Source organism: Pseudomonas sp. EB271-G4-1, from assembly GCF_058791355.1.
Map to the genome: position 1 here is coordinate 106,722 of NZ_JBYTEO010000001.1, position 25,140 is coordinate 131,861.

A 25,140-nucleotide genomic window follows, 5' to 3' on the forward strand; every position below is an offset into this window, starting at 1 on the left:
TTAACCAGCTGTGGAAAAGTGGCGGTTATAGAAATTAAAAAGAGAGAAATTTATTAAATCTTTGTTTTTATGTTTATTTCTACTGACCGACCTTTCTGTGGATAGATTGCTACAGCCCAATAAATACCTTGTGTACAGAGTTTCAAAACCCTGTGGTCATGTGCCAATGAGGCCCTTGGATAACCGGTTTAAGCCTGTGGATGAATGGGGCGCTTATCCACAGGGGCGGTTATCTTCAGTTTTGAGGCCCTGTTATCAACTGCCCTTAGCCGCGGTTATTAACAGGGCTTAATCCACAGAAAAGCGTCGATCGAAGGAAATTCGGGCAAGGAAAAACCGCTCAAGCAGAAAAATCTGCTCGGCACTGGAGGGGATGGTTTTGAAAATGGAGGGGGCAGACAGGCCAGGACGGCCTGCCTGTAGATAACAGAAAGACTATTTACCGATGCAGAAGCTGGAAAAAATTCGTCCCAACAGGTCATCGGAGCTGAATGCACCGGTGATTTCTCCCAGCGACTGCTGAGCCTGGCGCAAATCCTCGGCAAGTAATTCGCCGGCACCCGCCAGGGTCAATTGCGCGCGGCCGTGCTCAAGGGATGCACTGGCATGACGCAATGCTTCCAGGTGGCGCCTGCGAGCACTGAAACTGCTTTCCGAGGTCTGTTCGTAGCCCATGCAAGCCTTCAGGTGGTCGCGCAGCAACTCCAGGCCAACACCTGCAGACTTGGCGCTGAGGCTAATGGTGACGTGTCCGTCATCGCTGACTTCCAGGGCCATGGCCTCGCCTGTAAGGTCGGCTTTGTTGCGGATCAACGTGACTTTCGCCGGATCGGGGCGGGTTTCAAGGAACTCAGGCCATAGTGCGAAAGGATCGAGCGCTTCCGGCGCGGTTGCATCGACAACGAGCAGCACCCGATCGGCCTCGCCGATGGCTTTCAATGCCCGCTCCACCCCAATTTTTTCCACATGGTCATCGGTATCGCGCAACCCGGCAGTATCCACCACGTGCAGCGGCATGCCATCGATGTGGATATGTTCGCGAAGGACGTCCCGCGTGGTGCCGGCGATCTCGGTGACGATGGCCGCTTCACGGCCGGCCAGCACATTGAGCAGGCTGGACTTACCCGCATTCGGACGACCGGCGATGACCACGGTCATGCCGTCGCGCAGCAAGGCGCCCTGTCCGGCCTCCCGCATCACGGTGGATAACTCATCGCGCACTTTGTCGAGCATGCCCAGTACGTGGCCGTCGGCCAGGAAGTCGATTTCCTCTTCCGGAAAATCGATCGCCGCTTCGACATAAATACGCAACCCGATGAGTTGTTCCGTGAGGTTATGCACACGAGCCGAAAAGGCGCCTTGCAGGGAGCGCAATGCGTTGCGAGCCGCCTGTGCAGAACTGGCTTCGATCAGGTCGGCGATGGCTTCGGCCTGGGCCAAGTCGAGCTTATCGTTCAGGAACGCACGTTCGCTGAATTCTCCCGGTCGGGCCAGACGACAGCCGAGTTCAAGACAGCGTTGAAGCAGCATATCCAGGACAACCGGGCCTCCGTGCCCCTGTAACTCCAATACATCTTCGCCAGTGAAAGAGTTCGGTCCTGGAAAATACAACGCGATGCCCTGATCGAGCACTTCGTCGTTTTCACCAAGAAACGGTCCATAGTGAGCGAATCGCGGTTTGAGTACACGACCGCTAAAGGCCACGGCCGCAACGCTGGCCAACGGCCCGGAAATACGAACGATGCCTACACCACCCCGACCTTGAGCGGTGGCGACGGCGGCAATGGTTTCACGAGGAGCGCTCATAAACCGGTATCCAGACAAAAGTGACAGATAGCAAAACGCCCCACTAGGGGGCGTTTTGAGTGGTTACCCACAGTGTAAGTCAGGCAGTCGCTTTGGCAGCTGCTTCGATCTTACGAGTGATGTACCACTGTTGGGCGATCGACAGGCAGTTGTTCACTACCCAGTACAGTACCAGACCGGCCGGGAACCACAGGAAGAAGAAGGTGAAGATGATTGGCATCAGCTTCATCACCTTGGCCTGCATCGGATCCGGTGGAGTCGGGTTCAACTGCTGCTGGATGAACATGGTTGCACCCATGATGATCGGCAGAATGAAGAACGGATCCTTGATCGACAGGTCGGTAATCCACAGCATGAACGGCGCCTGGCGCATTTCAACGCTTTCCAGCAGAACCCAGTACAGCGAAAGGAATACCGGCATCTGCACGAGGATTGGCAAGCAACCACCCAGCGGATTGATCTTCTCTTTCTTGTACAGCTCCATCATGGCTTGCGACATTTTCTGCCGGTCATCGCCATGTTGCTCTTTCAGTGCAGCCAGTTTCGGTGCTACTGCACGCATGCGCGCCATGGATTTGTAGCTGGCAGCCGACAGAGGGAAGAAGATCCCCTTGATCAGCATGGTCAGGAAGATGATCGACCAGCCCCAGTTACCCACAATCGCGTGGATGTGTTGCAGCAGCCAGAAGATCGGTTGCGCGATAAACCACAGGATGCCGTAGTCGACGGTCAGTTCCAGGCCTGGGGACAACTCTTTCAGGACAGCCTGGCTTTTCGGACCGGCGTACAGCACAGCGCTGGTTTCAGCCTTGGCACCCGGAGCAACGGTCAACGAAGGACCGGTGTAACCGATGATGTAGTTGCCTTTGCTGTCTTTACGGGTCTGGACGACGTTGTTTTCGCCCTTCGCCGGAATCCACGCGGTCACGAAGTAGTGTTGCAACCAGGCAACCCAACCACCGGTGACGGTTTCTTTCAGCTGAGCCTTATCCATGTCGCTCATCGACACTTTTTTGTACGGCTCGTTACTTGTCCACAGGGCAGCGCCCAGATAAGTCGCGGTGCCAGTGGCGGTGCTGGAAGATGGATCGGAGCTGGCGTCACGCTTCAATTGCGCAAACATTGCACCGGACCAGGGCTGTGCGCTCTGGTTGTCGATCAGGTAGGAAACGGTTACGTCATACAGGCCGCGTTTCAGGGTGAAACGCTTGATGTAGTTGACGCCGTCCTTGCTGAACTTCAGGTCCACGACCAGTTGGTCCTGGCCATCAGCCAGTTGATAAACCTTCTTCTCCGCCGAGTAAACCGGACGACCGGCAGGACTTGCATCCGGGCCGTTGCTGCCAATCAGGCCACTTTGCGCCAGATAAGTCCGCTCGTTGCCGTTGTCGAACAGCTGGAATGGAATTTCCGGATGGTCCTGGCGACGTGGATACAGCGGCAATCTCAGTTGGGCGACATCACCACCTTGTGGATCGATGGCCAGATCGAGCACATCCGTTTTGATCTGGATGAGGTCGGTGCTTGCAGCAACCGGAGTTTCGGCAGGTGCGCTGGTATCGTTTGCGGCGTGTGGAATGTCGTCACTGACGGACGCTTTATTGCCAGTGGCCGTATCCGGGAGGCCCGGTGCGGTCGTACTGGAAGCAACATTCTGAGTCGGCAAGGCAGCTTGGCCATAGTCCTGGTTCCATTTAAGAACCATAACGTAGGACACGATTGCCAGGGCGACGATCAGGATCGTGCGTTTGATATCCATGATTACTCGGCCATCGAAGAAGAACGGGAGGTAGGGATAGATGGAACCGGGTCATAACCACCGGGATTCCACGGATGACAGCGACCTAAACGACGAAAGGTCAGCCAGCCACCGCGCAGAAGGCCATGATTTTCAATGGCTTCTAACGCGTAGCAGGAACAACTGGGGTAGAAACGACAGTGACTGGCCATTAGGGGACTAATGGCGTAGCGATAAAACTGGATCGGAACGAGTGCCAGTTTACGCATCTGGACTGTCTACCCCTACAGTTTCGGTTTTGACTGCTGGTACCGGCGTGCTGCGTGCCAGACGCTTCCAGAGTTTGCCGAAATGCTGAATCAATTCGGGGTTTTCTACGTCACCCAAACCTTTGCGCGCGACGATAACGATGTCCCAGCCGACCAGCAAATCCTGGTTCAGGCGAAACGATTCGCGCATCAGACGTTTGAGGCGATTGCGCTCGACGGAGAGCTTTACGCTCTTTTTCCCGATAACCAGCCCGAGACGGGGGTGATCAAGATCGTTGTTGCGCGCAAGGAGCAGGAGATTTTTCCCCGGTACCTTGCCGGTAGGGGAGTCAAAGACTGCCTTGAAATGCCGGGGAGTAAGCAGACGCTTTTCCCGACTGAAGTCCTGACTCACCTCCAGTGCCGGCTTATCAAACTGCCAGACGCGCACGACCTTTGGCGCGACGACGCGACAGAACGGCACGGCCGTTCTTGGTAGCCATGCGAGCACGGAAACCGTGGGTACGAGCGCGTTTGATAGTGCTTGGTTGGAAAGTACGTTTCATTGTCGTGTTACCTGGTTCGTCCACAACGGGCCGGAATGGCCCCCGTTTTAAGAGACCGGGGATTCTAGAGAAAGCAAGCCTCTAGGTCAATTTCCAACCAACGTTTCCTTATAAATAGATCTCCAGAGGTTTTCTCCGACCCTGATCCTTCGACAAACATAAAAATAAAGAAGGAAAGTATTTAAAGCTTTTCTGTAAAGCTTATAAAGGCTAGGGCGACCCTCATCTGTGGATAACTGCCTTAAGCCCTTGTCTTACACGCTGTACAGAGAATGACAACTACAGTGGAAAACCGTGTTCAGCCTGTGCTGCACTGTCGGAAAACCTGTGTGTGAAAGGCAGCCTTATCCACAGGCAGGTTATCCACCGAGTTTCGCCCCCACTTGTGCAATGAGCTTAGAGGGGGTTATCCACAGACCTTATGCACAGACCATTGGTCGTCTTTTTACCGTATGGAACCTTGATTCTTCTCGGTGCACGACTCACCTACGTGTGGATAAGTCGGCGTCTGGCCGTTACAATGGCCGCTTGTTTTTGCCTCACCGGCTTTCAACTTAGGGGATCTCCGTGTCAGTGGAACTTTGGCAGCAGTGCGTGGAGCTTTTGCGCGATGAGCTGCCTGCCCAACAATTCAACACTTGGATCCGTCCACTACAGGTCGAAGCCGAAGGCGACGAGTTGCGTGTCTATGCACCCAACCGTTTCGTCCTGGACTGGGTCAACGAGAAATACCTGAGTCGCGTCCTGGAATTGCTCGACGAGCACGGCAACGGTATGGCGCCTGCGCTTTCCTTATTAATAGGCAGCAAACGCAGTTCCGCTCCGCGCGCTGCGCCGAATGCGCCACTGGCCGCAGCGGCGGCCTCCCAGGTTCAGGCTGCTGCCGCGCCTGCAGCTGTGCCACCTCCTGCACCATCGAACAAGCGTTCGACGCCCAAGCCCGCTGAAGTCAGCGAGCAAGAACCTTCGCGTGACAGCTTCGACCCCATGGCCGGCGCCAGTTCGCAACAGGCTCCGGTTCGCGCCGAGCAACGTACCGTCCAGGTTGAAGGCGCGCTCAAGCACACCAGCTACCTGAACCGCACCTTTACCTTCGAGAACTTTGTTGAGGGTAAGTCCAACCAACTGGCCCGGGCCGCAGCCTGGCAAGTGGCGGACAACCCCAAGCACGGTTACAACCCGTTGTTCCTTTATGGCGGTGTAGGCTTGGGTAAAACCCACTTGATGCACGCTGTGGGTAACCACCTATTAAAGAAGAATCCGAACGCCAAGGTCGTGTACCTGCATTCCGAGCGCTTCGTGGCCGACATGGTCAAGGCTCTGCAGTTGAACGCGATCAATGAATTCAAGCGCTTCTACCGTTCGGTGGATGCATTGCTCATCGATGACATTCAATTCTTCGCCCGCAAGGAACGTTCCCAGGAAGAGTTTTTCCACACCTTCAACGCTCTGCTTGAAGGTGGCCAGCAGGTCATTCTTACCAGTGACCGCTACCCGAAAGAGATTGAAGGCCTTGAAGAGCGCCTGAAGTCTCGCTTCGGCTGGGGCCTCACGGTGGCTGTAGAGCCGCCGGAACTGGAAACCCGTGTCGCGATCCTGATGAAGAAAGCCGACCAGGCCAAAGTCGATCTGCCCCACGATGCAGCGTTCTTCATTGCCCAACGCATTCGCTCCAACGTCCGTGAACTGGAAGGTGCGCTCAAACGCGTGATCGCCCATTCGCACTTCATGGGTCGCGATATCACCATTGAGCTGATCCGCGAGTCCCTGAAGGATTTGTTGGCGCTGCAAGACAAACTGGTCTCTGTGGATAACATTCAGCGCACCGTCGCCGAGTACTACAAGATCAAGATCTCGGATTTGCTGTCCAAACGTCGTTCACGTTCGGTTGCCCGCCCACGTCAGGTCGCCATGGCGTTGTCCAAGGAACTGACCAACCACAGCTTGCCGGAAATCGGTGATGTGTTTGGTGGGCGTGACCACACGACTGTTTTGCACGCCTGCCGCAAGATCAACGAACTTAAGGAATCCGACGCGGACATCCGCGAGGACTACAAGAACCTGCTGCGTACACTGACCACTTGATGAACACCAGCGCAGCTTTTAAGGCAAGGGACTAGACCATGCATTTCACCATTCAACGCGAAGCCCTGTTGAAACCCCTGCAACTGGTCGCAGGCGTCGTCGAGCGCCGACAGACCTTGCCGGTGCTCTCCAACGTGCTGCTGGTTGTCGAAGGCCAGCAATTGTCGCTGACCGGTACCGACCTTGAAGTCGAGCTGGTTGGTCGAGTGCAGCTCGAAGAGCCTGCTGAAACAGGTTCCATCACTGTGCCTGCACGTAAACTGATGGATATCTGCAAAAGCCTGCCGAACGACGCGCTGATCGACATCAAGGTCGATGAACAGAAGCTGGTAGTGAAGGCCGGTCGAAGCCGCTTCACCCTCTCGACCTTGCCAGCCAACGATTTCCCTACCGTGGAAGAAGGTCCGGGTTCGCTGACGTGCAGCCTGGAACAATCCAAACTGCGTCGCCTGATCGAACGCACCAGCTTCGCCATGGCCCAGCAGGACGTACGGTACTACCTCAACGGCATGCTGCTGGAAGTCTCGGCAGGCGTTATTCGCGCCGTGGCCACCGATGGTCACCGCCTGGCGATGTGTTCGATGCAGGCTGATATCGGCCAGCCGGACCGCCATCAGGTGATTGTGCCGCGCAAGGGTATCCTTGAACTGGCACGTTTGCTGACCGAGCCGGACGGTATCGTCAGCATCGTCCTGGGTCAGCACCACATTCGCGCAACCACCGGTGAGTTCACCTTCACCTCGAAACTGGTAGACGGCAAATTCCCGGACTACGAGCGTGTTCTGCCAAAAGGCGGGGACAAGCTGGTGTTGGGTGATCGTCAGGCGCTGCGCGAGGCATTCAGCCGCACGGCGATCCTGTCCAACGAGAAATACCGCGGCATCCGCCTGCAACTGGCCCCTGGTCAGCTGAAGATCCAGGCGAACAACCCGGAGCAGGAGGAAGCGGAAGAAGAAGTTGGCGTAGAGTACAACGGCGGCTCCCTGGAAATCGGCTTTAACGTTAGCTACTTGCTCGACGTATTGGGCGTGATGACCACCGAGCAGGTTCGCCTGATCCTGTCCGACTCCAACAGCAGTGCGCTGGTACAAGAGTCCGACAACGACGACTCGGCCTACGTCGTCATGCCGATGCGTCTGTAATCATGTTCAGCAGAAGCTAGATGTCCTTAAGTCGCGTCTCGGTCACCGCGGTGCGCAATCTGCATCCGGTGACCTTCTCCCCCTCCCCCCGAATCAATATTCTTTACGGCGCCAACGGCAGCGGCAAAACCAGTGTCCTGGAAGCCATTCATCTGCTGGGGCTCGCGCGTTCGTTTCGCAGCACCCGCCTGTTACCTGTCATTCAATACGAACAATTGGCGTGCACGGTATTCGGCCAGGTCGAACTCGCCGAAGGCGGACACAGCGCCTTGGGCATTTCGCGGGACCGCCAGGGGGAGTTCCAGATCCGGATCGACGGGCAGAACGCGCGTAGCGCGGCGCAACTGGCCGAGATCCTGCCGCTGCAATTGATCAACCCGGACAGCTTCCGCTTGCTGGAGGGGGCGCCGAAGATTCGCCGACAGTTCCTCGACTGGGGCGTGTTCCACGTGGAACCTCGGTTCATGTCTACCTGGCAACGCCTGCAGAAGGCCCTGCGCCAGAGAAACTCTTGGCTGCGGCATGGTACACTTGACGCCGTTTCGCAAGCGGTTTGGGACAGGGAGCTGTGCCAGGCCAGCGCTGAAATAGATGAATACCGCCGCGCCTATATCAAAGCCTTGAAACCGGTGTTTGAACAGACCTTGAGCGAACTGGTTGAGCTTGAGGGCCTAACGCTCAGCTATTACCGGGGCTGGGACAAAGACCGTGAACTGAGCGCTGTGCTCGCCGGATCCCTTCAGCGGGATCAGCAGATGGGGCATACCCAGGCAGGACCGCAACGAGCTGATTTGCGCCTCAGATTGGGCGCTCACAATGCCGCGGACATCCTGTCCCGAGGACAGCAAAAGTTGGTGGTCTGCGCATTGCGGATTGCCCAAGGTCACCTGGTCAGCCAGGCCCGACGCGGTCAGTGTATTTATCTGGTGGATGACTTGCCGTCCGAACTGGACGAGCAGCATCGCCGTGCGCTTTGCCGCTTGCTGGAAGACTTACGCTGCCAGGTGTTTATCACCTGTGTAGACCACGAATTATTGAGGGAAGGCTGGCAGACGGAAACGCCAGTCGCCCTGTTCCACGTGGAACAGGGCCGTATCACCCAGACCCACGACCATCGGGAGTGAAGGCATTGAGCGAAGAAAATACGTACGACTCAACGAGCATTAAAGTGCTGAAAGGCCTGGATGCCGTACGCAAACGTCCCGGTATGTACATTGGTGACACCGACGATGGCAGCGGTCTGCACCACATGGTGTTCGAGGTGGTCGATAACTCGATCGACGAAGCGCTCGCCGGCCACTGCGACGACATCAGCATCATCATTCACCCGGATGAATCCATCACCGTCAAAGACAACGGTCGTGGCATCCCGGTAGACGTGCACAAGGAAGAAGGCGTTTCGGCAGCCGAGGTCATCATGACCGTGCTGCACGCCGGCGGTAAGTTCGATGACAACTCCTACAAGGTATCCGGCGGCCTGCACGGTGTAGGCGTGTCGGTAGTGAACGCACTGTCTGAAGAGCTCGTCCTCACCGTTCGCCGTAGCGGCAAGATCTGGGAACAGACCTACGTCCATGGTGTTCCGCAGGAACCGATGAAGATCGTTGGCGACAGCGAAACCACCGGCACCCAGATCCACTTCAAGGCTTCCAGCGAAACCTTCAAGAACATCCACTTCAGCTGGGACATCCTGGCCAAGCGGATTCGTGAACTGTCCTTCCTCAACTCCGGTGTCGGCATCGTCCTCAAGGATGAGCGCAGCGGCAAGGAAGAACTGTTCAAGTACGAAGGCGGCTTGCGCGCGTTCGTTGAATACCTGAACACCAACAAGACCCCGGTCAACCAGGTGTTCCATTTCAACATCCAGCGCGAAGACGGCATCGGCGTAGAAATCGCCCTGCAGTGGAACGACAGCTTCAACGAGAACCTGTTGTGCTTCACCAACAACATTCCGCAGCGCGATGGCGGTACTCACCTGGTGGGTTTCCGTTCCGCCCTGACGCGTAACCTCAATACGTATATCGAAGCCGAAGGCCTGGCGAAGAAGCACAAGGTCGCGACCACCGGTGACGATGCCCGTGAAGGCCTGACCGCGATCATTTCGGTAAAAGTGCCGGATCCGAAGTTCAGCTCCCAGACCAAGGACAAGCTGGTTTCTTCCGAAGTGAAGACCGCGGTCGAACAGGAAATGGGCAAGTACTTCTCCGACTTCCTGCTGGAAAACCCGAACGAAGCCAAGCTGGTTGTCGGCAAGATGATCGACGCGGCACGTGCTCGTGAAGCGGCGCGCAAGGCCCGTGAGATGACCCGCCGCAAAGGCGCGCTGGACATCGCCGGCCTGCCGGGCAAACTGGCTGACTGCCAGGAAAAGGACCCTGCCCTCTCCGAACTGTACCTCGTGGAAGGTGACTCTGCTGGCGGCTCCGCCAAGCAGGGACGCAACCGCAAGACCCAGGCGATCCTCCCGCTCAAGGGTAAGATCCTGAACGTCGAGAAGGCACGTTTCGACAAGATGATCTCGTCCCAGGAAGTGGGCACCTTGATCACCGCGCTCGGCTGCGGCATCGGTCGCGAAGAGTACAACATCGACAAGTTGCGTTATCACAACATCATCATCATGACCGATGCTGACGTCGACGGTTCGCACATTCGTACCCTGCTGCTGACGTTCTTCTTCCGTCAGCTCCCAGAGTTGATCGAGCGCGGCTACATCTATATTGCCCAGCCACCGCTGTACAAGGTCAAGAAGGGCAAGCAAGAGCAATACATCAAAGACGACGACGCCATGGAAGAGTACATGACGCAGTCGGCCCTGGAAGATGCGAGCCTGCACCTGAATGAAGAGGCACCGGGTATCTCCGGCGAAGCCCTTGAGCGCCTGGTGAATGACTTCCGCCTGGTGATGAAGACCCTCAAGCGTCTGTCGCGCCTGTACCCACAGGAACTGACCGAGCACTTCATCTACCTGCCGGCCGTGAGCCTGGAGCAACTGTCCGATCACGCAGCGATGCAGGATTGGCTGGCCCAGTATGAAGTGCGTCTGCGCACCGTCGAGAAGTCTGGCCTGGTCTACAAGGCCAGCCTGCGTGAAGACCGTGAGCGTAATGTCTGGCTGCCAGAGGTCGAGCTGATCTCCCACGGCCTGTCGAACTACGTCACGTTCAACCGTGACTTCTTCGGTAGCAACGACTACAAGACCGTCGTATCACTGGGCGCTCAGTTGAGCACTCTGCTCGACGATGGAGCGTACATCCAGCGTGGCGAGCGTAAGAAAGCGGTCACCGAGTTCAAGGAAGCCCTGGAATGGTTGATGGCTGAAAGCACCAAGCGCCACACCATTCAGCGATACAAAGGACTGGGTGAAATGAACCCGGACCAGCTGTGGGAAACCACCATGGACCCAAGCGTTCGCCGGATGCTGAAAGTAACCATCGAGGACGCCATTGGCGCGGACCAGATCTTCAACACCCTGATGGGTGATGCGGTCGAGCCTCGCCGTGACTTCATCGAAAGCAACGCCCTGGCGGTTTCCAACCTGGATTTCTGATCCCGGTTCAATCGCCAAACGAAAAAGGCCAACGTCGCGCGTTGGCCTTTTTTGTGGAAAAAAGTAAATCCTCTGCAAGTGTGAAACACCCACATTACAGGCATAAAAAAACCGGCTATATCAGCCGGTTTTTTTGCGCCCAAAAAAAACTTATGCACGTTTTTTGGTTTTTTTACGGTTTAAGAAATATCTATATAAATCATCAAGTTAGAATCAAAAAACAGCACTTTTCTCACAAACGGTACACAGGTTATCCACAGAACCTCAGACAGCCACCTGATCGTTGGCAGCAGGTGCTTGTGGAGTCGGTGGCAGAGAGCCCATTTCCCGCTGCATCTGCTCGTTCCAGGCCTGAACCCGATCGTTCAAATCGGCGATGGCGCGTGGTCCGCTTCCTTCGGCATACATCGGCGCGCCGATGATCACGGTGATGACACCCTGCTTCTTCGCCCAACCGTTTTTTGGCCAGAACTTGCCAGCGTTGTGTGCAATCGGCAGCACCGGTAGCTCGGCATTAACGGCCAACGCCGTACCGCCTCGCGAGAATTTGCCGATGGTGCCGTAGGGAACGCGCGTGCCTTCGGGGAAAATCAGCACCCAGACGTTATCCTTGAGCAATTCATCGCCTTTCTTGGCGACGTGCTTGAGTGCCGCTTTCGGGTTGTCCCGGTCGATGGCGATCGGGCGCAGCATGGCCATGGCCCAGCCGAAGAAAGGCACGTAGAGCAGTTCGCGCTTGAGGACCTGGCTCAAGGGCTCGAAATAGGCCGAGAGGAAGAACGTCTCCCAGGTGCTCTGGTGGTTCGACTGAATCACGCAGGGCTGTGCCGGAACGTTTTCGGCACCCTTCACTTCATAGCGAATGCCCAGGAACACCTTGCTCAGCCACAAGGCGCATCGGCACCAATACACGTTGATGAACCGATAGCGCGCCTTGAACGGCAGAAAGGGCGCGATAAAAAAACTCAGGCTGCACCACAGCAGGGAACTGGTGCCCAGCAGCAGGTAAAAGAGAAATGTTCTGATGGCCTGCAGTATCGACATGGCGACGTTTACCGTTACGGGCACTGCCCGACTGTTCAAGCGCACTCCCGATCTGTCGAAAGCGCTCTAATTGTGGATAAGTTCTGCGGCAATCGCCGCCAGATCGTCGAAAATCAAAGTGCCTGCCGGTAGGGTCTTGCCCAAAGTCTTTTCGCCTTTCCCGGTCTTAACTAAAACTGGCTGAGAATCGACGGCTTTGGCGGCTTCCAGGTCACCGAGACTATCGCCGACAAACCATAGATCAGTCAGCGATACGTTGTAATGTGCGGCGATGCTTTTCAACATCCCGGGTTTGGGTTTGCGGCAATCGCAGCCGTCGTCCGGCCCGTGCGGGCAGTAGACGATCAGGCCGACTTCACCACCCTGCTCGGCCACCAGTGAGCGCAAGCGCTCGTGCATGGCGTCGAGGGTGGCGAGATCGTAATAGCCGCGAGCGATGCCCGACTGGTTGGTGGCAACCGCCACCGTCCAGCCAGCCTTGCTCAACTGCGCGATGGCTTCGATCGAACCGGGGAGTGGAATCCACTCCTCCACCGACTTGATGTAAGCGTCGGAGTCGTAATTGATCACCCCGTCCCGATCGAGAATCAGCAGTTTCAAACAGTCTTACCCCAGCAACGAAATATCGGCGACGCCGAGGAACAAGCCACGCAAGCGCGCCAGCAGTGCATAACGGTTGGCGCGCACATTGGCGTCTTCCGCATTGACCATCACCGCTTCGAAGAACGCATCCACCGGCTCGCGCAATGCAGCCAGGCGAGCCAGCGATTCACTGTACTGACGTGCCGCGGCCATAGGCTGGACAGCCTGGTCAGCCTGCTGGATCGCCGAGTACAGGGAGAACTCGTTGGCATTGTCGAAGTACTTGGCTTCCACCACGGTCGGCACCGAGCCTTCGACCTTGCTCAGCAAGTTCGATACGCGCTTGTTCACCGCCGCCAGGGCCGCCGCTTCCGGCAACTTGCGGAAAGCCTGCACCGCTTGCACGCGCTGGTCGAAGTCCAGGGCCGAGCCCGGGTTCAAGGCACGAACCGACAGGTAGGTGGCCACATCGACGCCTTCATCCTCATAACGAGCACGCAGACGGTCGAAGATGAATTCCAGTACGGCATCGTTGAGGCCGGCAGCCTTGACCTTGGAACCGAACGCATTCACGGCGAAAGCCACGGCGTCGTTCAGGTCCAGATCCAGTTGTTTCTCGATCAGGATACGCAGCACGCCCAGTGCGGCACGGCGCAGGGCATAGGGGTCTTTGCTACCGGTCGGCAGCATGCCGATCCCGAAAATCCCCACGAGGGTGTCGAGCTTGTCGGCGATGGCCACGGCCGCACCGGTCAGGGTGGCAGGCAATTCGGCACCGGCACCGCGCGGCATGTATTGCTCGTTCAGGGCCAGGGCGACATCTTCCGGCTCGCCGTCATTGAGGGCGTAGTAGTAGCCGGCGACACCTTGCATCTCCGGGAACTCGCCGACCATTTCGGTGGCCAGGTCGCATTTCGACAGCAAGCCTGCACGAGCGGCCCACGAAGCGTTGCCGCCGATGCGCGCAGCGATGTAGGCGGCGAGCTTGGAAACGCGCTCGGCCTTGTCGTAGACGCTGCCGAGTTTTTCCTGGAACACCACGTTCTGCAGACGCTGGTTGAATTCTTCGAGCTTCTGCTTCTTGTCTTGCTTGAAGAAGAACTCGGCGTCAGTCAGGCGTGGGCGAACCACTTTTTCGTTACCGGCGATGATCTGCTGCGGGTCTTTGCTTTCGATGTTGGCCACGGTAATGAAACGTGGCAGCAACTTGCCTTCAGCATCCAGCAGGCAGAAGTACTTCTGGTTATCCTGCATGGTGGTGATCAGCGCTTCTTGCGGCACGTCGAGGAAACGCTCCTCGAACGAGCACACCAGCGGCACCGGCCACTCGACCAGCGCGGTCACTTCATCGAGCAAGGCTGGTGGAACGATTGCCGTGCCTTCCTGGCGGGTGGCCAGCTCTTCGGTGCGCTTGCTGATGATGTCGCGACGCTCGTTGGCGTCGGCCAGCACGTAAGCGGCACGCAGGTCGGCCAGGTAGCTGGACGGCGAACCGATGCGCACGCTTTCTGGATGGTGGAAGCGGTGACCACGGGAATCGCGGCCGGACTTCTGGGCAAGGATGGTGCAATCGATGACCTGGTCCCCGAGCAGCATCACCAGCCATTGGGTCGGACGCACGAATTCTTCCTTGCGCGCACCCCAACGCATGCGTTTAGGGATTGGCAGGTCGTTCAGCGAATCTTCGACGATGGTTGGCAGCAGGCTCGCGGTCGGCTTGCCGGCAATGCTCTGGCTGTAACGCAGTTTCGGACCGCTCTGATCGATTTCGCTCAGGTCGACCCCACATTTCTTGGCAAAGCCCAGTGCCGCTTGAGTCGGGTTGCCTTCGGCATCGAACGCGGCCTGGCGTGGCGGGCCATCGAGGTTGATGCTGCGATCCGGCTGCTGGGTGGCCAGCGAGGTGATCAGCACCGCCAGACGGCGTGGCGCGGCGTATACGGTTTTGGTCTCGTAGTTCAGGCCGGCAGCTTGCAGGCCCTTGTCGATACCGGCAAGGAATGCCTCGGCCAGGGTGTTCAGGGCCTTGGGTGGCAGTTCTTCAGTGCCCAATTCAACCAGAAAATCCAGAGCACTCATTGTGCAGCCTCCAGCTTGGCCAGTACTTCGTCACGCAGGTCCGGGGTCGCCATCGGGAAGCCCAGCTTGGCGCGAGCCAGCAGGTAGGCTTGCGCAACGGAACGCGCCAGGGTGCGAACACGCAGGATGTATTGCTGACGCGCAGTCACGGAAATCGCCCGGCGCGCATCCAGCAGGTTGAAGGTATGGGACGCCTTCAACACCATTTCGTAGCTTGGCAACGGCAGCGGCTGGTCGAGTTCGATCAGGCGCTTGGCTTCGCTTTCGTAGAAATCGAACAATTCGAACAGCTTCTCGACGTTGGCGTGTTCGAAGTTGTAGGTCGACTGCTCCACTTCGTTCTGGTGGAACACGTCGCCGTAGGTCACTTTGCCGAACGGACCGTCAGCCCAGACCAGGTCGTAGACCGAATCCACGCCTTGCAGGTACATGGCCAGGCGCTCGAGGCCGTAAGTGATCTCGCCGGTTACCGGGTAGCATTCGATGCCGCCCGCTTGCTGGAAGTAGGTGAACTGGGTCACTTCCATGCCGTTGAGCCAGACTTCCCAGCCCAGACCCCAGGCGCCGAGGGTCGGCGATTCCCAGTTGTCTTCGACGAACCGAATGTCATGCACCAATGGGTCCAGGCCCACGTGCTTGAGGGAGCCCAGGTACAGTTCCTGGAAGTTGTCCGGGTTCGGCTTGAGCACCACCTGGAACTGGTAGTAGTGCTGCAGACGGTTCGGGTTTTCGCCGTAGCGGCCGTCAGTCGGGCGACGACTTGGCTGTACATAAGCGGCGTTCCAGGTTTCCGGGCCAATGGCGCGCAGGAATGTAGCGGTGTGGAAAGTGCCGGCGCCTACTTCCATATCGTAGGGCTGAAGTACCACACAACCTTGCTCGGCCCAGTATTGCTGGAGGGCGAGGATCAAGTCTTGGAAGGTACGCACGGCTGGCGTAGGCTGGCTCACGAAATTCACCTGTTTCTTGGGCTGCGATTTAAAGAGCGGGAGTATACCCGATTCGTTGCTGCGCACGCCCCCTGGAGCCCTATGCCACGCTGCTTTTGGTGTACCGAAGATCCGCTGTACATGGCTTATCACGATCAGGAGTGGGGCACGCCGCTACGCGATGCGCAGGCATTGTTCGAGTTGCTTTTGCTCGAAGGGTTCCAGGCCGGCCTTTCCTGGATCACCGTGTTGCGCAAGCGCGAGCATTATCGCCGGGTGATGTACGGCTTCGACGTCCAGCGCGTGGCGCAGATGAGCGACGCGGAAATCGATGAACTGATGCTCGACCCGGGGATCATCCGCAATCGCCTCAAGCTCAACGCGGCCCGACGCAATGCCCAGGCCTGGATGGCACTGGAGGATCCGGTGGCGTTTCTCTGGTCCTTTGTCGGCGGTGTGCCGAAGATCAATCATTTCAAGGATCGCAGCGAAGTGCCGGCGATCACACCCGAGGCAGTGGAGATGAGCAAAGGCTTGAAAAAGGCCGGGTTCACCTTCGTTGGCCCGACCATTTGCTACGCACTGATGCAGGCATCGGGCATGGTCATGGACCACACCCGCGATTGCGATCGCTACGCGATGCTGGTCAACGGCGGTTAGAATGGCCGCCTCGCGCACAGCACAAGATCAGGAGTGACCTGTGGATAAGTTGAAAGGCGCCTTGCTGGTAGGCGCTCTGCGGCTGTTTGCCCTGCTTCCGTGGCGGGCCGTTCAAGCCGTGGGCTCGGCGATAGGCTGGGTCATGTGGAAAACCCCGAACCGTTCCCGCGATGTGGTGCGGATCAATCTGTCCAAGTGCTTTCCCGATATGGACCCCGCCGAGCGTGAGCGCCTGGTGGGCCAGAGCTTGCGGGACATTGGCAAGTCCCTGACTGAAAGCGCCTGTGCCTGGATCTGGCCGGCCCAGCGCTCCATCGACCTGGTTCGCGAGGTGGAAGGCCTCGACGTATTGAAAGACGCCCTCGCCTCCGGCAAAGGCGTGGTGGGCATCACCAGTCACCTGGGCAACTGGGAAGTGCTCAACCATTTCTACTGCAGCCAGTGCAAACCGATCATTTTCTATCGCCCGCCAAAATTGAAGGCGGTGGATGAGTTGCTGCAAAAGCAACGGGTTCAACTGGGCAACAAGGTGGCCGCTTCCACCAAGGAAGGCATCCTCAGTGTGATCAAGGAAGTGCGCAGAGGTGGTGCGGTGGGTATTCCAGCCGACCCGGAACCGGCCGAATCCGCGGGGATCTTCGTGCCGTTCTTCGCCGTACAGGCGCTGACCAGCAAGTTTGTGCCGAACATGCTCGCCGGTGGCAAAGCGGTGGGCGTGTTCCTGCATGCCCTGCGGTTGCCGGACGGTTCGGGCTACAAGGTGATCCTGGAAGCCGCGCCCGAGGCCATGTACAGCACCGATACCGCCACTTCTTGCGCAGCCATGAGCCAGGTCGTCGAGCGCTATGTGCGGGCGTATCCGAGCCAGTACATGTGGAGCATGAAGCGCTTCAAGAAGCGTCCTGCGGGTGAAGAACGCTGGTACTGAACCGGATGGCTTGGGCTGTCTGCAGTCAGTGCGCCTGACGGTCGAGTTTCTTCAGAAACACTGTCATTTCTTTTTCGGCCTGTTTGTCGCCGTGGTTTCGGGCGGCTTCCAGGCCTTTCTCCCAGGCTTGTCGCGCAGCCGCGACATCCGCCAGCGCCAGATGAGCCTTGCCTAACAGTTTCCAGGCGGCCGAGTACTTCGGATCGATCTCGACGCAGCGCTGGAAATGCTCGACGGCCTTGGCGTTTTCCCCAAGATCCAGGTAACCCTTGCCCAGGCCGAAGCGCAGTAATGAGTTATCCACACCCTTGGCGAGCATTTTTTCCAGGGATTCGATCATGGGTGACACCTCTTATGATCGTTCCCACGCTCTACGTGGGAACGCCTCAATGGACGCTCTGCGTCCGCTTTGGGACGCGGAGCGTCCCGGGCTGTATTCCCACAGAGAGCGTGGGAATGATCGTCAGAAGAAGCTGAGTCCAACGTGGAACAGCTTTTCCACATCGCGAATATGCTTTTTATCCACAAGGAACAGGATCACATGGTCGCCGGCGGCGATCACGGTGTCATCGTGCGCGATAATGACCTCTTCATCACGAATAATCGCGCCAATCGTCGTGCCCGGTGGCAAGCCGATGTTTTCGATGGCCTTGCCGATCACCTTGCTCGATTTCGCGTCGCCGTGCGCAATCGCCTCGATGGCTTCCGCAGCGCCGCGACGCAATGAGTGCACGCTGACGATATCGCCGCGACGCACGTGCGCCAGCAAGGTGCCGATGGTCGCCAGTTGCGGGCTGATGGCGATGTCGATGTCGCCGCCCTGGATCAGGTCGACGTAGGCCGGGTTATTGATGATGGTCATCACCTTCTTAGCGCCCAAGCGCTTGGCCAGCAGCGACGACATGATGTTGGCCTCGTCGTCGTTGGTCAGGGCCAGGAAGATGTCCGCGTCGGCGATGTTCTCTTCCAGCAGCAGGTCACGGTCCGAAGCGCTGCCCTGCAACACCACGGTGCTGTCGAGGGTGTCCGAGAGGTGTCGGCAGCGTGCCGGATTCATCTCGATGATCTTCACTTGGTAACGGCTTTCAATGGCTTCGGCCAGGCGTTCGCCGATTTGCCCGCCACCGGCGATGACGATGCGCTTGTAGGTCTCGTCGAGACGGCGCATTTCACTCATGACCGCGCGAATGTTCGCCCGAGCGGCGATGAAAAACACTTCGTCGTCCGCTTCGATCACCGTATCGCCCTGGGGCAGGATCGGTCGGTCGCGACGGAAAATGGCGGCCACGCGGGTTTCGACATTCGGCATGTGTTCACGCAGCTGGCGCAGTTGCTGACCTACCAGCGGCCCGCCGTAATAGGCCCGCACCGCAACCAACTGCGCCTTGCCCTCGGCGAAGTCGATCACCTGCAAGGCGCCCGGATGCTGGATCAGGCGCTTGATGTAGTTGGTGACCACCTGCTCGGGGCTGATCAGCACATCCACCGGGATCGCTTCATTGTCGAACAATTCGTTGCGGGTCAGGTACGCCGCTTCACGCACGCGGGCGATCTTGGTCGGTGTATGGAAAAGGGTATGGGCAACCTGGCAGGCCACCATATTGGTTTCATCGCTGCTGGTCACGGCGACCAGCATGTCGGCATCATCGGCGCCAGCCTGGCGCAGAATACTGGGCAGCGAACCGCGGCCTTGTACCGTACGGATGTCCAGTCGGTCGCCGAGGTCACGCAGGCGTTCGCCATCGGTGTCGACCACGGTAATGTCATTCGCTTCGCTTGCCAGGTGCTCCGCCAGCGAACCGCCGACCTGCCCCGCTCCGAGGATGATGATTTTCATCCAGTCACTCCGTTGAATCCGTTTAGCCGCGTGCGGCGGCGATCTTGATCAGCTTGGCGTAGTAGAACCCGTCGTGACCACCTTCCTGGGCGAGCAATTGCCGACCATGGAGTTGCTTGATCCCGGCCGTCGTGGCCAGGTCCAGTTCGCGGGCGCCCGGGGTGCGAGCGAGGAAGGCCTCGATCACTTCGGTGTTTTCGGTCGGCAGCGTGGAACAGGTGGCATAGAGCAGGATGCCGCCGACTTCCAGCGTCATCCACAGGGCGTCCAGCAATTCACCTTGCAGCAACGCCAGCGCAGCGATGTCATCGGGCTGGCGAGTCAGCTTGATGTCCGGGTGACGGCGAATCACGCCGGTGGCCGAGCACGGTGCATCGAGGAGGATGCGCTGGAAGGGCTTGCCGTCCCACCAGGTGGCGGTGTCGCGGCCGTCGGCGGCGATCAGTTCGGCGCTCAATTTCAGGCGTTCGAGGTTCTCGCGCACCCGCACCAGGCGTTTGGCTTCAAGGTCCACGGCGACGACGCCGGCCAGCTTGGGTTCGGCTTCGAGGATATGGCAGGTCTTGCCGCCGGGTGCACAGCAAGCGTCGAGCACGCGTTGGCCCGGCGCCAGGTCCAGCAAATCGGCAGCCAGTTGTGCCGCTTCGTCCTGCACGCTGATCCAGCCTTCGGCGAAGCCCGGCAGGCTGCGCACGTCGGCGGCTGCATCGAGGATGATGCCATCGCGGCTGTAAACGCATGCATTGGCGGCGATACCCGCTTCACTGAGCAGGCCAAGGTAGGCATCACGGCTGTGATGGCGGCGGTTGACCCGCAGAATCATGGGCGGGTGCGCGTTGTTCGCCGTGCAAATGGCTTCCCATTGCTCGGGCCAGAAGGCTTTGAGCGATTTTTGCAGCCAGCGCGGGTGGGCGGTGCGCACTACCGGGTCGTGTTCCAGCTCGGTCAGCAGGGTTTCGCTTTCCCGTTGCGCGCGGCGCAGTACGGCATTGAGCAAGGCCTTGGCCCAGGGTTTTTTCAGCTTGTCGGCGCAACCCACGGTTTCGCCGATCGCGGCGTGGGGAGGGACTCGGGTGTAGAGCAGTTGGTAGAGGCCCACTAGCAAGAGCGCCTCAACATCGGCGTCGGCAGCCTTGAACGGTTTCTGCAGCAGCTTGGCCGCCAGCGCGGATAAGCGCGGCTGCCAGCGAGCGGTGCCAAACGCCAGATCCTGAGTGAAACCGCGATCACGGTCTTCGACTTTGTCCAGTTGTGTCGGCAATGAACTGTTGAGGGAAGCTTTGCCGCTCAGGACAGCGGCGAGTGCCTTGGCGGCGGCCAAACGCGGGTTCATTGAGCGTCCACCGCTTGACCGAGGACGGTGCCGATGGCGAATTTCTCTCGACGGCTGTTGAACAGGTCACTGAAGTTCAGCGCCTTGCCACCGGGCAATTGCAGGCGGGTCAGGCACAGGGCCTGCTGACCGCAGGCAACGATCAGCCCGTCTTTGCTGGCAGCAAGAACTTCCCCCGCTGTGCCCTGCCCTTCGGCCACGTTCGCCGCCAGCACTTTCAACGCTTCGCCGTTCAGTGTGCTGTGGGTGATTGGCCAAGGATTGAAAGCGCGAACCAGACGCTCCAGCTCAACTGCTGGCCGCGTCCAGTCGATGCGCGCCTCATCCTTGTTCAATTTGTGTGCGTAGGTGGCCAGGCTGTCGTCCTGCACTTCACCTTCCAGCGTACCGGCGGCGAGGCCGGCAATCGCCTGGAGCACGGCGGGCGGACCCATTTCGGCCAGACGGTCGTGCAGGCTGCCACCGGTATCCTGGGCGCTGATCGGCGTGATGACTTTCAGCAGCATCGGCCCGGTGTCGAGGCCGGCTTCCATGCGCATTACCGTCACGCCGCTTTCGCTGTCACCGGCTTCGACGGCACGCTGGATCGGCGCCGCACCGCGCCAGCGAGGCAGCAGGGACGCGTGGCTATTGATGCAACCCAGGCGCGGAATATCCAGCACCACCTGAGGCAGGATCAGGCCGTAGGCAACCACCACCATCAAGTCCGGCTTCAGTGCGGCCAATTCGGCCTGGGCGTCGGCATTGCGCAAGGTCGGGGGTTGTAACACCGCAATATTGTTTTCAAGGGCGAGTTGCTTGACCGGGCTCGGCATCAGCTTTTGCCCACGACCCGCCGGACGATCCGGCTGGGTGTAGACCGCAACGATCTCGTAAGGGCTGTCGAGCAGGGCCTTGAGGTGTTCGGCGGCGAATTCCGGGGTGCCGGCAAAGACAATGCGCAGTGGCTCAGTCATGAAAGCTCTCGATTACAAAGCATCTTGAAAAGAAAAAGGCTTGCCGCAGCAAGCCTTTGAAGAGGGGCATCAAGCATTCTGGCGGTGAAGTTTTTCCAGTTTCTTCTTGATACGGTCACGTTTGAGCGTGGACAGGTAGTCGACGAACAATTTGCCGTTGAGGTGGTCGCATTCGTGCTGGATGCAAACGGCGAGCAGGCCTTCGGCGATCAGTTCGTATGGCTGGCCATCGCGGTCCAGGGCCTTGACCTTGACCTTTTGCGGGCGATCGACGTTTTCGTAGAAACCCGGCACCGAGAGGCAGCCTTCCTGGTATTGCTCCATCTCGTCGGTCAGGGGCTCGAACTCGGGGTTGATGAACACCCGTGGTTCGGTGCGGTCTTCGGAGAGGTCCATCACGACGATACGTTTGTGCACGTTGACCTGGGTCGCGGCGAGGCCGATGCCTGGCGCTTCATACATTGTTTCAAACATATCATCGACCAGCTGACGCACTTCGTCGTCCACTACGGTCACTGTCTTGGCGATCGTACGCAGGCGCGGGTCAGGGAATTCGAGGATGTTTAAAATGGCCATAAGCTTTGATTACTGCACGTGTGAAGTAAAGTCGGGTCGATGGCCTGGCTGCTCCGGAGAAGATGCAGGCTACCGTTGTAAAACGTAGCTCCCTTCTTTTCATAAGCAAGCGGGGAGCGAGCCACCGAGGGCTCTGGCGTTTCACGCGAACGTACATAATAAAGGGATTCATCGCATGAGGAAATCACTACTCGCCCTGCTCCTTCTGGCCTCGGCAGGTTTTGCGCACGGGCAAGTGCAACTTCGGGAGGGTTTTCCACAGCAGTACACCGTCGCTGCGGGCGACACACTTTGGGACATATCGGGTAAGTACCTGCGTGAGCCCTGGCAGTGGCCGCAACTCTGGCAGGTCAATCCACAGGTTGAAAACCCGAATCTCATCTACCCCGGGGACACGCTATCGCTGGTCTACGTCAACGGCCAACCACGATTGACCCTTAACCGCGGCACCTCGCGAGGCACCATTAAGCTTTCGCCACAGGTGCGTAGCAGCCCGGTGGCCGACGCCATACCGAGCATTCCGCTGAAATCGATCAACAGCTTTTTGCTGAGTAACCGCATCGTCGACAACGCCGAGGATTTCGACAAGGCGCCTTATATCGTTGCCGGTGATGCCGAACGCGTACTCAGCGGCATCGGCGACCGTATCTTCGCCCGCGGCCTCGTCGACCCGGCTCAACCGGTGTACGGCATTTTTCGTCAGGGCAAGGTCTACACCGATCCGCAGACCCAGGAATTCCTGGGCATCAACGCCGATGACATAGGCGGTGGCGAGATCGTCGCCACTGAAGGTGACGTCGCGACGCTGGTGCTGCAACGCACCACCCAGGAGGTGCGCCTCGGCGACCGCCTGTTCAGCGGCGAAGAACGTTCGATCAATTCGACGTTCATGCCGAGCGCTCCCGACACCCAGGTCAACGGCCTGATCATCGATGTACCACGCGGGGTCACGCAGATCGGTGCGCTGGACGTAGTTACCTTGAACAAGGGGAAACGCGACGGCCTGGCCGAAGGGAATGTCCTGGTAGTGATGAAAACCGGCGAAACCGTGCGTGACCGGATCACCGGCCAGCCATTGAAAATTCCGGATGAACGCGCCGGTCTTCTGATGGTTTTTCGCACCTACGACAAGCTCAGCTATGGACTGGTGCTGAAGGCCTCGCGTTCTTTGGCGGTGCTGGACAAGGTGCGGAATCCTTAGCGGACTTCACAAGTTACCAACAGAGTTATCCACAGCTTATTCCCATTTCGATGGGGGCTCATAACGATCAAGGATGATCCATGTCGATACCCGCTGTTTCATCGGTTTCCCCTGCGGAACTGGAAGCCCGTTTACGTCTGCACCGGTTACCGGAACTTGGTCCGGCGCGTTTCCGGAAATTGCTGGAAGCCTTCGGTTCGGCGTCCAAAGCCATCAGTGCACCCGCCAGTGCGTGGCGAGCGTTGGGCTTGCCGCAGGTGTGTGGCGAGGCCCGGCGCTCCCCTGAAATTCGTGACGGCGCCAGCCACGCATTGGCCTGGATAGAGCGTCAGGACCAGCATTTACTGATGTGGGACCAGCCCGACTACCCGGCGCTGCTGGCGCAAATCAGCGACGCGCCACCGTTGTTGTTCGTGGCGGGCGATCCGCAGATCCTGGAAAAACCGCAGTTAGCGATGGTCGGCAGTCGTCGTGCTTCACGGCCAGGCATGGACACCGCAGCCGCGTTTTCTCGCAGCCTGGCGGGTGCCGGGTTTGTCATCACCAGCGGGCTGGCCCTGGGGATCGATGCAGCCGCGCACCAGGCGGCACTGGATGTTGGCGGGCGAACGGTCGGGGTACTTGGCACGGGACTCGAAAATTTTTATCCACAGCGCAATCGGCGCCTGGCGGACGCAATGATCGCATCGGGCAGCGCGGTGCTCTCGGAGTTTCCGCTGGACGCCGCTCCGAGCGCCAGCAACTTCCCCCGACGCAACCGGATCATCAGCGGTTTGTCCCTCGGCGTGCTGGTCGTCGAAGCCAGTGTTGCCAGTGGTTCATTGATCACGGCCAGGCTGGCGGCGGAACAGGGGCGCGAGGTGTATGCGATTCCAGGGTCGATTCATCATCCCGGTGCTCGCGGCTGCCATCAGTTGATCCGCGACGGCGCCGTGCTGGTGGAGACCATAGAGCATATCCTCGAAGCCTTGCGCGGCTGGCAGCAGCTACCGTTTTCAACAGAAACACTCGCGACCGTAACGAGTCATCCGCTACTTGTACTGCTCCACGCCGCCCCCCACACCAGTGAAGCACTGGCCGATGCCAGCGGTTGGACCTTGCCCAAGGTCCTGGCGACGTTGACGGAGCTGGAAATGGATGGCCGCGCAGTCTGCGAAAACGGGCGCTGGTTTGCGCGGGTAAGCTAGGTTTTACAAGGAAGATCGGTAAACTGCGCAGAGCCTTATTCTGGAGAATTTTTCATGGTCAACAGTTGGCGTGTGCAGCAAGCCGCACGAGCAATTCGCGCAGGGGCGGTGATTGCCTACCCAACCGAAGCTGTCTGGGGTCTGGGTTGCGACCCGTGGGATGAAGAGGCAGTGGATCGTTTGCTGCTGATCAAGGGGCGGTCCGTGGACAAGGGGCTGATACTGGTGGCTGACAATATCCGCCAGTTCGACTTCCTCTTTGACGACTTTCCCGAGCTGTGGATGGATCGCATGGCCAGCACCTGGCCGGGGCCGAACACCTGGTTGGTGCCGCATCAGAACATGCTGCCGCAGTGGATTACCGGCGTGCATGAAACGGTGGCGCTGCGGGTCAGCGATCACCCGCAGGTGCGGGAATTGTGCGCACTGGTCGGGCCGTTGGTGTCGACGTCCGCCAACCCCCAGGGCCGGCCGGCAGCGCGCACGCGGATTCGCGTGGAGCAGTATTTCCGTGGTCAGGTTGATCTGGTGTTGGGTGGGAACCTGGGTGGGCGCAAGAACCCGAGTGTTATCCGGGATCTGGCGACCGGGCATGTTGTGCGCCCCGATTAAGACCGAGGTGACCGCATTCGCGAGCAAGCCCGCTCCCACATTTGATTAGTGTCGAACACCAATTCTGTGGTCACTGAAGATCCA

Annotated in this window: 23 protein-coding genes; 9 read left to right on the forward strand and 14 right to left on the reverse strand. The window is 58.6% G+C overall.

Translation table 11 applies throughout. The annotated features are described in order from the left end of the window. Positions 1 to 435: 435 nt before the first annotated feature. The 5 genes from mnmE to rpmH all read right to left on the reverse strand — a co-directional run bounded on the left by mnmE (position 436) and on the right by rpmH (position 4,358). The gene (gene mnmE / locus AC3WWR_RS00510; RefSeq protein ID WP_033041604.1) at positions 436 to 1,806 is read right to left on the reverse strand and encodes a tRNA uridine-5-carboxymethylaminomethyl(34) synthesis GTPase MnmE; all 1,371 of its coding nucleotides are present in this window, start codon (positions 1,804 to 1,806) and stop codon (positions 436 to 438) included. Between the two features lie 79 nt (positions 1,807 to 1,885). Continuing rightward, positions 1,886 to 3,565 (reverse strand): membrane protein insertase YidC, encoded by a 1,680-nt coding sequence (gene yidC / locus AC3WWR_RS00515; RefSeq protein ID WP_020797990.1) that lies wholly within the window; start codon positions 3,563 to 3,565, stop codon positions 1,886 to 1,888. A 2-nt stretch (positions 3,566 to 3,567) separates the two neighbouring features. Next, positions 3,568 to 3,813: a membrane protein insertion efficiency factor YidD gene (gene yidD, locus AC3WWR_RS00520; protein ID WP_080725322.1), complete on the reverse strand. Its 246-nt coding sequence runs from the start codon at positions 3,811 to 3,813 to the stop codon at positions 3,568 to 3,570. Beyond that, positions 3,806 to 4,207 (reverse strand): ribonuclease P protein component, encoded by a 402-nt coding sequence (rnpA, locus tag AC3WWR_RS00525; RefSeq protein ID WP_197677877.1) that lies wholly within the window; start codon positions 4,205 to 4,207, stop codon positions 3,806 to 3,808. Before rnpA ends, yidD begins: the two co-directional genes overlap by 8 nt. Before the next feature lie 16 nt (positions 4,208 to 4,223). Beyond that, complete coding sequence (rpmH, locus tag AC3WWR_RS00530; protein ID WP_003213577.1) at positions 4,224 to 4,358, reverse strand: 50S ribosomal protein L34; 135 nt, start codon at positions 4,356 to 4,358, stop codon at positions 4,224 to 4,226. Between the two features lie 567 nt (positions 4,359 to 4,925). Here rpmH and dnaA point away from each other — a divergent pair. The 4 genes from dnaA to gyrB are packed head-to-tail and all read left to right on the forward strand — an operon-like array spanning position 4,926 to position 11,132. After that, positions 4,926 to 6,443 (forward strand): chromosomal replication initiator protein DnaA, encoded by a 1,518-nt coding sequence (gene dnaA / locus AC3WWR_RS00535; protein WP_033041071.1) that lies wholly within the window; start codon positions 4,926 to 4,928, stop codon positions 6,441 to 6,443. A gap of 38 nt (positions 6,444 to 6,481) precedes the next feature. Beyond that, on the forward strand, positions 6,482 to 7,585 hold the full coding sequence (dnaN, locus tag AC3WWR_RS00540) for a DNA polymerase III subunit beta (protein ID WP_020797992.1): 1,104 nt from the start codon (positions 6,482 to 6,484) through the stop codon (positions 7,583 to 7,585). A gap of 20 nt (positions 7,586 to 7,605) precedes the next feature. Next, complete coding sequence (recF, locus tag AC3WWR_RS00545; protein WP_008064628.1) at positions 7,606 to 8,709, forward strand: DNA replication/repair protein RecF; 1,104 nt, start codon at positions 7,606 to 7,608, stop codon at positions 8,707 to 8,709. 5 nt (positions 8,710 to 8,714) lie between these two features. Continuing rightward, a complete protein-coding gene (gene gyrB / locus AC3WWR_RS00550) occupies positions 8,715 to 11,132 on the forward strand; it encodes a DNA topoisomerase (ATP-hydrolyzing) subunit B (RefSeq protein ID WP_033041074.1) in 2,418 nt (805 codons plus the stop codon). A gap of 264 nt (positions 11,133 to 11,396) precedes the next feature. On the opposite strand, the gene AC3WWR_RS00555 is transcribed toward gyrB, so the two are convergent. The 4 genes from AC3WWR_RS00555 to glyQ all read right to left on the reverse strand — a co-directional run bounded on the left by AC3WWR_RS00555 (position 11,397) and on the right by glyQ (position 15,787). Continuing rightward, positions 11,397 to 12,176, reverse strand: coding sequence for a lysophospholipid acyltransferase family protein (locus AC3WWR_RS00555; RefSeq protein WP_020797994.1), 780 nt, complete (start codon positions 12,174 to 12,176; stop codon positions 11,397 to 11,399). Between the two features lie 66 nt (positions 12,177 to 12,242). Then, positions 12,243 to 12,776: a D-glycero-beta-D-manno-heptose 1,7-bisphosphate 7-phosphatase gene (gene gmhB, locus AC3WWR_RS00560; protein WP_033045461.1), complete on the reverse strand. Its 534-nt coding sequence runs from the start codon at positions 12,774 to 12,776 to the stop codon at positions 12,243 to 12,245. A 6-nt stretch (positions 12,777 to 12,782) separates the two neighbouring features. Beyond that, complete coding sequence (glyS, locus tag AC3WWR_RS00565; protein WP_020797996.1) at positions 12,783 to 14,837, reverse strand: glycine--tRNA ligase subunit beta; 2,055 nt, start codon at positions 14,835 to 14,837, stop codon at positions 12,783 to 12,785. Further along, positions 14,834 to 15,787, reverse strand: a complete 954-nt coding sequence (gene glyQ / locus AC3WWR_RS00570) for a glycine--tRNA ligase subunit alpha (RefSeq protein WP_003213601.1) — start codon at positions 15,785 to 15,787, stop codon at positions 14,834 to 14,836. Before glyQ ends, glyS begins: the two co-directional genes overlap by 4 nt. An 81-nt stretch (positions 15,788 to 15,868) precedes the next feature. On the opposite strand from glyQ, the gene tag reads away from it, so the two are divergent. Together tag and AC3WWR_RS00580 are read left to right on the forward strand one after the other, a co-directional pair. Then, positions 15,869 to 16,426, forward strand: a complete 558-nt coding sequence (gene tag, locus AC3WWR_RS00575) for a DNA-3-methyladenine glycosylase I (RefSeq protein ID WP_033045429.1) — start codon at positions 15,869 to 15,871, stop codon at positions 16,424 to 16,426. Positions 16,427 to 16,466: 40 nt separating this feature from the next. Beyond that, on the forward strand, positions 16,467 to 17,354 hold the full coding sequence (locus tag AC3WWR_RS00580; RefSeq protein ID WP_020797998.1) for a lysophospholipid acyltransferase: 888 nt from the start codon (positions 16,467 to 16,469) through the stop codon (positions 17,352 to 17,354). A 25-nt stretch (positions 17,355 to 17,379) separates the two neighbouring features. Here the strand turns inward: AC3WWR_RS00580 and AC3WWR_RS00585 are convergent, their stop codons facing one another. The 5 genes from AC3WWR_RS00585 to def all read right to left on the reverse strand — a co-directional run bounded on the left by AC3WWR_RS00585 (position 17,380) and on the right by def (position 22,056). Further along, entirely contained in the window at positions 17,380 to 17,694 is a 315-nt protein-coding gene (locus tag AC3WWR_RS00585; protein ID WP_020797999.1) for a tetratricopeptide repeat protein, read from the reverse strand. A 123-nt stretch (positions 17,695 to 17,817) separates the two neighbouring features. After that, positions 17,818 to 19,191 (reverse strand): Trk system potassium transporter TrkA, encoded by a 1,374-nt coding sequence (gene trkA, locus AC3WWR_RS00590; protein ID WP_020798000.1) that lies wholly within the window; start codon positions 19,189 to 19,191, stop codon positions 17,818 to 17,820. Between the two features lie 22 nt (positions 19,192 to 19,213). Next, positions 19,214 to 20,524, reverse strand: coding sequence for a 16S rRNA (cytosine(967)-C(5))-methyltransferase RsmB (gene rsmB / locus AC3WWR_RS00595; protein WP_020798001.1), 1,311 nt, complete (start codon positions 20,522 to 20,524; stop codon positions 19,214 to 19,216). Beyond that, the gene (fmt, locus tag AC3WWR_RS00600) at positions 20,521 to 21,480 is read right to left on the reverse strand and encodes a methionyl-tRNA formyltransferase (protein ID WP_033045430.1); all 960 of its coding nucleotides are present in this window, start codon (positions 21,478 to 21,480) and stop codon (positions 20,521 to 20,523) included. Before fmt ends, rsmB begins: the two co-directional genes overlap by 4 nt. Before the next feature lie 69 nt (positions 21,481 to 21,549). Beyond that, on the reverse strand, positions 21,550 to 22,056 hold the full coding sequence (gene def, locus AC3WWR_RS00605; RefSeq protein WP_008064647.1) for a peptide deformylase: 507 nt from the start codon (positions 22,054 to 22,056) through the stop codon (positions 21,550 to 21,552). Between the two features lie 175 nt (positions 22,057 to 22,231). Between def and AC3WWR_RS00610 the strand changes: the two genes are divergently transcribed. The 3 genes from AC3WWR_RS00610 (at position 22,232) to tsaC (ending at position 25,056) form a co-directional block, all read left to right on the forward strand. After that, complete coding sequence (locus AC3WWR_RS00610) at positions 22,232 to 23,257, forward strand: LysM peptidoglycan-binding domain-containing protein (protein WP_020798003.1); 1,026 nt, start codon at positions 22,232 to 22,234, stop codon at positions 23,255 to 23,257. Between the two features lie 80 nt (positions 23,258 to 23,337). Then, positions 23,338 to 24,444, forward strand: coding sequence for a DNA-processing protein DprA (gene dprA / locus AC3WWR_RS00615; RefSeq protein ID WP_020798004.1), 1,107 nt, complete (start codon positions 23,338 to 23,340; stop codon positions 24,442 to 24,444). A gap of 54 nt (positions 24,445 to 24,498) precedes the next feature. Further along, positions 24,499 to 25,056 carry an L-threonylcarbamoyladenylate synthase type 1 TsaC gene (gene tsaC, locus AC3WWR_RS00620; RefSeq protein WP_020798005.1) on the forward strand — a complete coding sequence of 186 codons (558 nt, stop codon included), beginning with the start codon at positions 24,499 to 24,501 and terminating at the stop codon, positions 25,054 to 25,056. Positions 25,057 to 25,140: the final 84 nt, after the last annotated feature.

Excerpts from the sequence above, each read along its gene's own strand:
- yidC (WP_020797990.1), bottom strand. The coding sequence starts at position 3,565 with ATGGATATCAAACGCACGATCCTGATCGTCGCCCTGGCAATCGTGTCC.
- tsaC (WP_020798005.1), top strand. The coding sequence starts at position 24,499 with ATGGTCAACAGTTGGCGTGTGCAGCAAGCCGCACGAGCAATTCGCGCA.
- AC3WWR_RS00610 (WP_020798003.1), top strand. The coding sequence starts at position 22,232 with ATGAGGAAATCACTACTCGCCCTGCTCCTTCTGGCCTCGGCAGGTTTT.
- trkA (WP_020798000.1), bottom strand. The coding sequence starts at position 19,191 with ATGAAAATCATCATCCTCGGAGCGGGGCAGGTCGGCGGTTCGCTGGCG.
- mnmE (WP_033041604.1), bottom strand. The coding sequence starts at position 1,806 with ATGAGCGCTCCTCGTGAAACCATTGCCGCCGTCGCCACCGCTCAAGGT.
- tag (WP_033045429.1), top strand. The coding sequence starts at position 15,869 with ATGCCACGCTGCTTTTGGTGTACCGAAGATCCGCTGTACATGGCTTAT.
- AC3WWR_RS00585 (WP_020797999.1), bottom strand. The coding sequence starts at position 17,694 with ATGATCGAATCCCTGGAAAAAATGCTCGCCAAGGGTGTGGATAACTCA.
- glyS (WP_020797996.1), bottom strand. The coding sequence starts at position 14,837 with ATGAGTGCTCTGGATTTTCTGGTTGAATTGGGCACTGAAGAACTGCCA.
- AC3WWR_RS00555 (WP_020797994.1), bottom strand. The coding sequence starts at position 12,176 with ATGTCGATACTGCAGGCCATCAGAACATTTCTCTTTTACCTGCTGCTG.
- fmt (WP_033045430.1), bottom strand. The coding sequence starts at position 21,480 with ATGACTGAGCCACTGCGCATTGTCTTTGCCGGCACCCCGGAATTCGCC.
- dprA (WP_020798004.1), top strand. The coding sequence starts at position 23,338 with ATGTCGATACCCGCTGTTTCATCGGTTTCCCCTGCGGAACTGGAAGCC.
- rpmH (WP_003213577.1), bottom strand. The coding sequence starts at position 4,358 with ATGAAACGTACTTTCCAACCAAGCACTATCAAACGCGCTCGTACCCAC.
- recF (WP_008064628.1), top strand. The coding sequence starts at position 7,606 with ATGTCCTTAAGTCGCGTCTCGGTCACCGCGGTGCGCAATCTGCATCCG.
- rsmB (WP_020798001.1), bottom strand. The coding sequence starts at position 20,524 with ATGAACCCGCGTTTGGCCGCCGCCAAGGCACTCGCCGCTGTCCTGAGC.
- dnaN (WP_020797992.1), top strand. The coding sequence starts at position 6,482 with ATGCATTTCACCATTCAACGCGAAGCCCTGTTGAAACCCCTGCAACTG.
- def (WP_008064647.1), bottom strand. The coding sequence starts at position 22,056 with ATGGCCATTTTAAACATCCTCGAATTCCCTGACCCGCGCCTGCGTACG.
- yidD (WP_080725322.1), bottom strand. The coding sequence starts at position 3,813 with ATGCGTAAACTGGCACTCGTTCCGATCCAGTTTTATCGCTACGCCATT.